The 1,084-nt window shown below is 29.5% G+C and carries 1 protein-coding gene; it reads left to right on the plus strand.

From position 1 onward, the window contains the following. Nucleotides 1-203 precede the first annotated feature (203 nt). Complete coding sequence (locus tag ACEN2H_RS15610) at nt 204-722, plus strand: hypothetical protein (RefSeq protein ID WP_441733986.1); 519 nt, start codon at nt 204-206, stop codon at nt 720-722. Nucleotides 723-1,084 lie beyond the last annotated feature (362 nt).

Consider the following 1,084-nt stretch of genomic DNA (forward strand, 5'->3'; position numbering starts at 1 on the left):
CAAGATACTGAATTTCAGTATCTTGAGCAATATCTAATCAATATTTTTTACCTCAAATAATTACACCCAACGGGTTATTACTATAAAATTGTATTGTACAGCTTATGTGAAGACGATTAGCCAATAAAATTATAATCTAAAATAGACTACTTAATAGTAGTTGTTGGTTTGATTATTTAATTGCTTACTTAAAAAAAATGAAAATGAAAAAAACAGTACTGATATTAATTCTATTTATCGGGTTAAATGCATTCGCACAGAATAACGTCAAGATTTTGTATCACGAGGACGTAATGACAGACAAAGAATATATTTATACAAACGAAAGTCTTTTAAGTCTGGATGGCAAAAAAGTAGGTTTCATTGTGAAGCCATCACTTGAAATGAAAAATGAGGCTTTTGTATATACTGGGATAATTGTTGAATCTGTTGGCATTGGTACTTGCTTGGAAAAAGATGACTTAACAATACTTTTTGAAGACAGTACTAAAATTACTCTCAAGTCCTATAGTAAATTTAATTGTAAAGGTATATCCAAGTTTGATCTAAGCGATACTGAATTAAATAAGCTTACTAAACGAATTAAAGCTGTTCGATTTCTAAATGGCAGGAGCTTTGAGGAATTAACGATAGTGTTAGAAAAAGAGGAGGACAAAACGTTCTTTATTGATGTCAAACGGGCAATTGATAAACAAGTATATGAAGTAGTTGACGAAATGTAAAAAAAAAATTTCGGATAAAAAAGGGGGTAGTATTTATAGCTATCCTTTTTTTTGTTTAGAGACTAAAGAAGTTTCTTTCGTAGAGATTTTTATCAGTTGTCCATCTGTAAATTATTGACTGAAATCAGCTTAAACATTCGTTAATGCCTTTAAACTACTTTAATTAGTGAACGGTATTGATTTATTTTTAAATTAAATCTTAGAATTTCTCGAAAATTTGGTTGAAAAAATGCCGTAAAAAAACCCCTAAATTTCTTTAGAGGTTTTTGGTACTACTGTGACCACGATGGGAACATTACCCGTGTATTATCACGGAATTAAAAGCCATATAAACCTAGTATTTATAAGAGAAGTAATGATTT

Origin of the sequence: Flavobacterium sp. W22_SRS_FP1 (assembly GCF_052113685.1) — a bacterium.
Taxonomy (GTDB): Bacteria; Bacteroidota; Bacteroidia; order Flavobacteriales; family Flavobacteriaceae; genus Flavobacterium.